The following is a 7,940-nucleotide window of genomic DNA, read 5'->3' as shown; positions in this document are numbered from 1 at the left end:
GCGGCGCCAACGCCTCCCCTGTGCAAGGGGAGGTGGCAGGCGCGACCGCAGGGAGCGACTGACGGAGGGGTTGTGCAATCAAGCGCTCGCTTTGAGGAAGCCGACAACCCCTCAGTCTCGCCCTGCTTCGCAGGTCTCGACAGCTCCCCTTGCACAGGGGAGCCAACGCGTGAGGCGCGGGAATTGCGCCGACTTCGTCGGCGGTGATATTATCGCTGCCGCGATAGTGGTATTGACGCTCCGCGTCAGTGGTATTATGCTTCGCATAGTGGTATTGCCGCCTGCGGCGGCAGTTATGATGCTCGCTTTGCTCGCAGCTTTTTAACCGCCTTCGGCGGCGCGTTTATTCAACCGCGACGTCGGAGAGCTTCCACTCGCCGTTCCAGCGGAGCATATAGAGCGTTATGACCGTCTTGTCGGTCTGTTCCTTTTTGCCGTAGCGCATGACGTAGTCGAAGCTGAGCTTGACGGAGAACTCGTCCGCGCCGTAGATGGAGAAGTCGAGGTCCTCCATATTCCTGAACTCCGCGCTGTCGTGCCGCGCGAAGTACCTGCGGTCGAAGGAGAGCACCCTCGCGCGCAGCGTGCTGCCGGGGATGAGCCACTTGTCGAGCGGCGCGAGAGGCGAATTCTTTGACGAAGCGTAGGTGACGTACGCCTTCGCCGCGGAGTAGGCGATATTGACCGCGTCCGCGCGGTTGTTCTCCGCGCCGCGGTAGGTCACGGTCCAGAAGCCGTTTTTGAACTCCGCGTTCGGATAGCAGTAGGGATTTTCGAGCGTGACGACCGGCTTGAAGCGGAGCCCTTCGACGCAGTAGCGCACGCATTTCGGCGTTATATCCGCGAAGTCCTCGTAGCCGGGCAGCGCCGCGTCGCGTTCGACGATATAGTTCTCGCCGACCTCCACTCCGTTGAGCTTCAGCACGGTGTCGCCCGTCACGGTTATGTCGATCGCGTTGTCGCCGCCGAAGATGAAGCCGTCCGCCTGCCAGGTCTTGAAGAAGCGGCGCTTTTCGGCGGGCTTCAGCCGCAGGCGGCATATCTCTTTGCCGCCCTCGCGGACGGAGTAGACGGGTACCTCCTCTGTGGAGATGCCGACCTTTTCCACTATCTCGGCGTTCGCGGTGCCGCCCGCTTCCGCGAATGCGGCGGCGACGTCGACGGCGGCGTCGAACTCGGTCGCGTCGGAGGGCACGAATCCGGGCTTGTTCTCGCCTTTGGCGAGCGCGATGACGGCTTCCTTCGCCGCGTTCAGCGGGCGCGTCTCCTCGTATTCCCTGAGGAAGACGTGGAAGAAGCCGAGCAGTCCGCAGATGAGCATCGCGGCTACCGCGACGGTGATGGCGTATATTTTCCAGAAGCGCGGCCAGCGGCGCTTTTTCTTTTCGGGCGCGGGGGAGTCGGCGTCGCTGTCATTCCGAGGAGCCGAAGGCGACGAGGAATCCCCTTCCTCTTCCGCACGGTTGCTTTCGGCGGGGGATCCTTCGCCCTGCGGGCTCAGGATGACAGAAGGCGCGGGCGACAACCCCTCCGCCGCCTCCGGCGGCACCTCCCCTTGCACAGGGGAGGCTTCCGGCGCGGGGGAGTCGGGCGCCGCCGCGCCGCCGGCGCTGTCATTCCGAGGAGGAGGCAACGCCTCCGACGAGGAATCCCCTTCCTCTTCCGCACGGCTGCTGTCGGCGGGGGATCCTTCGCCCTGCGGGCTCAGGATGACAGAAGGAGCAGGCGACAACCCCTCCGCCGCCTCCGGCGGCACCTCCCCTTGCACAGGGGAGGCCTGTTCGGGCGCGGCGTCCTGCCGTTCTTCTTCATTAAAATACAACTTCTTCAGTTCGTTCAGTTCGTCCGTAGCGTCCACCCCCTCAAACGACTATGAACGCGTCGGGGATGACGCGCGGATTGCCGCCGATGCCGGCGCTTTCGGTGATATATTCGCCGTTGTAGTAGAGTATCGAGGACATGCCGCCGTCGAGGTTGGCGGCGTTGACCGCGCCGTAGCGCATCAGCACGGAGATGACGTCGTTCAGCGTCGCGCCGAGGCTGCTTGCGCGGCGGCCTTCAAGCGCGAGGAAGATGACGGTGCCGTCGGCGCGCTGGCCGATCGCGCTGCGCGGATTGAGTCCGCTGCCGAGCCCCTTTATCATTATCGGCTCGCCGTTGACTATCAGCGACGGCCCGAAGCAGACCGCGTCGCGTATGCCGCTGTCGAGCGCCTTCTTCGCCGTCATCCAGCCGGTGAAAAGCACGTTGTTGTTATCGAAGCCGATGACCTCGTATTTTTCGTTCAGGTTGCCGTAGAGCAGCTTGCCGCCGCTGATGACCAGCCCGACGGGGAGGCCGCCGGTTCCCATGCCGTCGGGGTCGTAGAACCAGCCGCCGTTGATGCCGGCTATCGCTCCGTTCTCCTCCGCCATCTGCTTGACGCTCTTGCCCTTGGCGGTCTCGCTGAATTCGCCGCGCACGGCGACCTTCACGCGCGAGGGGTCGGCGATGAGCATTATCTTGCCCTTATAGGTCGAGCCGGAGACCTCTTCGATAACGATAGGCTCCTGCTGCTTGTCGATATCGGTATGCACGAGGGAGGGGTCGACCGAGTCGTCGGTCGGCACGACGGTGTTCGCCGCCTTTATCGCCTCGATCTCCTCGTTCGAGCAGAATATTTTGGGGAATATTATGCCCATGCTCGTTTCCGCCATGGACACGACGAAAAGATCCCGCGCCGTCGGCGAGGGACCGCGAAGGAGTATGGCGAGGCCGCCCAGCCCTCCGGCGAGAACGAGTATTACCGCCGTGAAGAAGCAGAGCAGCGAGCGAAGCACTATTTTACGAACGGGATGCTTTTTCTTTTCTTTCGTTTCTTCCATCATATACCCCGTGAAGCGGGCAAGCGCCCGCGGTTTCTTTCCGTAGTTTACTATTATAATATAATACGCCTCAAAAGGCAAGAGGAAATTGCTCCTCGCCGCGCCCGCGCGGCGCTAAGTCTGCCGCCGGATCAATCGTTATCGGCATAACGGTACGTACGCGCACCGCTGCTTTTGCAAACTCCGAAAAACAAATTATGATTGCTATTTTTTAACAACGCTGTTATAATAATATGTAATATAGCAAACTAATTTGAAATGGCGGCGGATGTGGATCACGATGGAGATGTGACTCAAACAGATGCGCAGTTGATAATTAATTATCATGTCGGGGTCGGCACTATCACTCAAAGCCATGTAATAAGCGTTGTTCCTGATGACTTGTATTATTTAACACAAGTTGAGTTTATATAATGATTTGCGGGTTTTAAGGGGGGCGAATGATATGAGGATTGTCAATAAAACTATTGCATTGGCAGCACTGATATCGCTTTTTATCGGATGCGCCGCCTTGCCGGCATATGCACTCGATACTGTGTTACAGGTGCACTTTGAGAATGAAACGGAAACAGTTTACCTTCCGGTCGGAGAAAGGCTCAGCATAAAAATTAAAGATATTGAATACCATCTTGTTCTGGGAGGTACCGGTCCGGAACTGTATCATGACGGCGAAAGCATCAGCTGTTTTTCTCTTTGGCGCGCAAGCGATCCGTCTGTCGTTGATTTTTCTGATGCACATAAAGCTGCGTGGCCGTCTGATTATGCCTCGGATCCTACTGTGTTGGAAGATGAAGAGATCGCTGACAGATCCCCCGGATACATAGCCTACCATGGGTACGGGTTTACCGATAAAGACGTTTCGTTTGAGTATTATACTCCGGAATATATGTACAAAGCTGAGATTGAAGGGAAATCGCGAGGTGTTTCACAGATAAAAGCGATCTGCTGGAAAAGAATGAGTTATTATACAAGCCGTGGTGTGATAAATGTGCGGACGTTTCTTCCGTGCGACGTGGACGACGACGGAGAAGTTACTGTCTCGGATGCGCTTCTCGCGCTACGCATGTATGTTCTTGCCTGCGATATACCGCAGTCATTTGACAGCGAAGACGTCATGAGCGATCCGTATCTCAACGTTTGGTGGATACGCGATCCGGATAAACCGGATTTCATCGGGCGCCTCGTTGCTTCATACGCCTGTGACGAGGGCGATGATGAATACAACGAACTGACTATTGCCGACGCGCTCGCCATACTTCGCAGAGCCCTCGGACTCGGATAACGCCTTTTCCCCCGAAGCGCAGGCGATGCAATGAAGGCGTACGGCCGCCGCCGATCGGGCTCGGTCCCGTATAAATATCTTGACAAATTTTTCCGAACGATGTAATATATAAGTTGTAGAAAAACGTCGCCGCGCACGCGGCGGGAAATGTGAGGAAAAATAATGAAAAAGAGAGTTCTTATAATCATACTGCTTTCGCTCTTCCTCGTGCTGTTCAACGCGATGTTCTTCCTGCTCGGAGGCCACGAAGGCGCGAACGCATCCCGCTGGATCTCCTACGGCGCGATCCATCTTTCCTATCTGCTGATGATATTCAGCCCGCTGATCGTCCGCGGCGTGAAGAGCGACAAGATCTTCGGATTCCCGCTCGCCACGGTCTCGATGTTCTATTTCTGCATTGAGTTCATCGTCGGCCTGATCTTCATCCTCTTCAATCCGGAGGGATGGAAGGCCGCGTTCCTCGTTCAGCTCGTCCTCTTCGTGATCTACGCGACGCTCGCGCTGGTAGTGCTCATCGCCGGCGCCACCGCCGACGAAGCGGAGAAGGAGAAGGTCGCCCCCGGCGTCTTCGTCAACAAGGCCGGCGACCTGCTCGCCGACGCCATCAAGCGCGCCCGTGAAGGCGAAGCCCGCGACGCCGTCAACGCCGCCGCCTTCGCGCTTTCTCAGACTCCGGCGTTCAGCCGCGAGGAAGTCCTCGGCATCGAGGGCCAGATAGTTTCGCGCATCAAGGACCTCCGCGTCGCCGCCGAGAAGAAGGACGACCAGGCGGTCATCGCGATCTCCGGCGACGTGCGCGGCATGATCGAGCAGCGCACCGCCATGCTCTCCCAGATGCCCGTCGCGCAGCAGTAATTCCGCAAACAGGGGGGCGGTGCGTCAACGCGCCGCCCTGTTTTTTTCAACCGGAACCCAAACGCTTTCTTCATTATATGATATATAAGAGAAGCATATCAGAGGTACCCCATGAACTACGCTAAGCTTAAAACGAAGCTGCCGGAGCTGCTGAACGCGCTCCGCGGCGTGATATACCCCGAGGTGTTCGGCCCGTCGGACGGCGCTTCCGTCGCCGCGGCGGAACTGCGCGCCCGCGCGCTCCTCGCGGAGCTGCTGCCGGAGGTCTGCGACCTGCCGTGCAGAGCGGGAGCCGCCGCTTCCCGCAACGACAGTCGGGAGATCACCGACGCGCTAATGGCGCGTATGCCCGCGGTGCGCGAGCTGCTCGAGACCGACCTCGTCGCCGCCTACGAAGGCGACCCCGCCGCGACCTGCCGCGAGGAGATAATCACGGCGTACCCGGCGTTCGAGGCGATGAGCGTCTTCCGCGTCGCTCACGAGCTTTACGCCCTCGGCGTGCCGATGCTCCCGCGCATGATGACGGAATACGCCCACTCGCGTACCGGTATCGACATCCACCCGGGCGCGACCGTCGGCAGATACTTTTTCATCGACCACGGCACCGGCGTCGTCATCGGCGAAACGACCGTGATAGGCGACCGCGTCAAGCTCTACCACGGCGTAACGCTGGGCGCAAAGAGCTTCGACGTCGCGCCGGACGGCTCCCTCGTCAAGGGCGTCAAGCGCCATCCGAACATCGGCAACAACGTCGTCATCTACGCCGGCGCGACCATCCTCGGCGGCGACACCACCATCGGCGACGGCTGCGTCATCGGCGGCAACGTCTGGCTGACACATTCCGTCCCGGCGGGCAAGACCGTCACCGCCGCGCATGAGCGCGTCGCGGAGAAGGAACATAATGAAGAATCTGAAGGCAGCATAAAAGTATTTCTGTAGAATCAGATCGGGTCTTTTCGGCCCTTTGCGGCTTGTCGTCGTCGGCAGGCAAATAGGCAGTATAAAAGTATTTTTGTAAGATAAGCAGGAGCTTTGAGCACCTCCCTCAGACGAGGGAGGTGTCTTATTTCGGCAGAGCCGAAATAAGACGGAGGGAGGGAAGCGCCGCCGGAGGGGTTGTCATCCTGAGCGAGCGAAGCGAGCCGAAGGATCTCACGTTGTCGTTTGTCATCCTGAGCGAAGTGACGCGTCAGCGTCACGTAGTCGAAGGATCTTGTCGGAACCGGCATTGTAAAAGGGAAAGTGTGCGGTAGAAATCGCGGGTAACCCTTCGTTTTCTTTCGCACACTTTTTTATTTGCGGATGGCTCGTCTTTAAGATCCTTCGGCTGCGGCTTCGCCTCCGCTCAGGATGACACGAACACGGCGTTCAGCGTGACTGCGCGGACGAGCAATGCTCGTCCCTACGGGCGCGATGCTTCGCATCGCTCCGCTCAGGATGACACGAACACGGCGCTTTCGCGTCAATGCCGGACGAGCAATGCTCGTCCCTACGGTCGTTTCACCCCGGACAACCACGCGCCGTCGTGCGCGGCTGCGGTCTTTTTTCAAAAAACAGCCTCAAACTCGCAAATACCTATTGCCAAATACAACCGGCGGTGGTATACTTTCACATATAATACAATATATTGAAGAGGGAGTGCTTGATATATGACACACAAGGGCGGAATAATCGGCTTCGGCGGCATGGGGAGCTGGCATTATGAGCACGCGAAGGAGACCCCGGTCAACTACGTCGCCGTTTACGACGTCGACCCCGAGCGCCTGAAGGTCGCGCGGGAGCAGGGGCTGAAGGCCTACGAAACGCTCGAAGCCTTCCTCGCGGACGACTCCTTCGACGTCGTCCTCGTCTCAACGCCGAACAATTTCCATCACGATATGGTCGTCGCCGCGCTCGAAGCGGGCAAAAACGTCGTCTGCGAGAAGCCCGTCGCGATGAGCAGCGCGGAGTTGCTCGACATGACGGCGGCGGCGGAACGCGCCGGCAAGGTCTTCACCATCCACCAGAACCGCCGCTGGGACGCCGACCTCGACATCGTACGCCGCGCGATAGATCAGGATCTGCTCGGCGAACTTTTCACCGTCGAGAGCCGCGTCCACGGGCAGAACGGCGCGATGTACGGCTGGCGCGCCTTCAAGGTCGCCGGCGGCGGCATGATGCTCGACTGGGGCGTGCACCAGATCGACCAGCTCATCCACCTCTTCGGCCGCAAGGTCGAGAGCGTCTTCTGCACTATGGCGAGCATCAAGACGCGGGAGGTCGAGGACTACTTCAAGCTCATTATAAGAATGAAGGAAGGGCCGACGCTCCAGATCGAGACCGGCACCTATAACCTCATCCAGATGCCGCGCTGGTACGTCTGCGGCAGCAAGGGAGCGCTTCAGATAGACACCTGGGGCAAGCCCGGCAAGGTCGTCCGCGCCACCAAGGAGGAGTTCGAGTGGACTCCCGTCATCCTGCACACCGCCGCGGGCCCGACCCGCACGATGTCCCCGCGCCCGAAGGACACCCTCGAGGAGCTGGAGATACCGGAGCAGTGGCCCGACTGGCGCGACTTCTACCGCAACGTCGCCGCCGTCATCGACGGCGAGGCGAAGGAGCTGCTCGTCAAGCCGGACGAGGCGCTCTACGTCATGCGGATAATGGAAGCGGCGTTCAAGTCCGCCGAGACCGGCGAAGCGGTCACGTTTGAATAAGAGAGTTTGAATAAGCGGAAGCTTTCGGGCGGCCCCTTCACGCGAAGGGGCTGCTTTTTTGCACTACTCGCGTTCTGTCATTCCGAGGAGCCGCGAACGCGCCGACGAGGAATCCCACGGGCGAACTTCGTTCGCAGTGATATTGACGCTTCGCGTCAGTGATATTATCGCTCCGCGATAGTGATATTGCGGCTTCGCCGCAGTGATATTGACGCTTCGCGTCAGTTAAGGAGCAAATTGCCT

General features: G+C 59.1%; 7 protein-coding genes. 5 read left to right on the top strand and 2 right to left on the bottom strand.

Translation table 11 applies throughout. From position 1 onward, the window contains the following. Positions 1-343 precede the first annotated feature (343 nt). A complete protein-coding gene (locus J5441_05065) occupies positions 344-1,858 on the bottom strand; it encodes a hypothetical protein (GenBank protein ID MBO4934520.1) in 1,515 nt (504 codons plus the stop codon). A 4-nt stretch (positions 1,859-1,862) separates the two neighbouring features. Then, on the bottom strand, positions 1,863-2,864 hold the full coding sequence (locus tag J5441_05060) for a phosphodiester glycosidase family protein (GenBank protein ID MBO4934519.1): 1,002 nt from the start codon (positions 2,862-2,864) through the stop codon (positions 1,863-1,865). A 270-nt stretch (positions 2,865-3,134) separates the two neighbouring features. On the opposite strand from J5441_05060, the gene J5441_05055 reads away from it, so the two are divergent. The 5 genes from J5441_05055 to J5441_05035 all read left to right on the top strand — a co-directional run bounded on the left by J5441_05055 (position 3,135) and on the right by J5441_05035 (position 7,697). Then, the gene (locus J5441_05055; GenBank protein MBO4934518.1) at positions 3,135-3,278 is read left to right on the top strand and encodes a hypothetical protein; all 144 of its coding nucleotides are present in this window, start codon (positions 3,135-3,137) and stop codon (positions 3,276-3,278) included. A gap of 31 nt (positions 3,279-3,309) precedes the next feature. Next, on the top strand, positions 3,310-4,146 hold the full coding sequence (locus tag J5441_05050) for a hypothetical protein (protein ID MBO4934517.1): 837 nt from the start codon (positions 3,310-3,312) through the stop codon (positions 4,144-4,146). A 162-nt stretch (positions 4,147-4,308) separates the two neighbouring features. Next, positions 4,309-5,001, top strand: coding sequence for a hypothetical protein (locus tag J5441_05045; protein MBO4934516.1), 693 nt, complete (start codon positions 4,309-4,311; stop codon positions 4,999-5,001). 111 nt (positions 5,002-5,112) lie between these two features. After that, entirely contained in the window at positions 5,113-5,940 is an 828-nt protein-coding gene (locus J5441_05040) for a serine acetyltransferase (GenBank protein ID MBO4934515.1), read from the top strand. A 710-nt stretch (positions 5,941-6,650) separates the two neighbouring features. Beyond that, complete coding sequence (locus J5441_05035) at positions 6,651-7,697, top strand: Gfo/Idh/MocA family oxidoreductase (GenBank protein MBO4934514.1); 1,047 nt, start codon at positions 6,651-6,653, stop codon at positions 7,695-7,697. Positions 7,698-7,940 lie beyond the last annotated feature (243 nt).

This window comes from Clostridia bacterium (genome assembly GCA_017620395.1).
Classification (GTDB): domain Bacteria; phylum Bacillota; class Clostridia; order Oscillospirales; family RGIG8002; genus RGIG8002.
The sequence above is the reverse complement of the archived record's forward strand: the minus strand, read 5'-3'. Positions and strand labels throughout refer to the sequence as shown.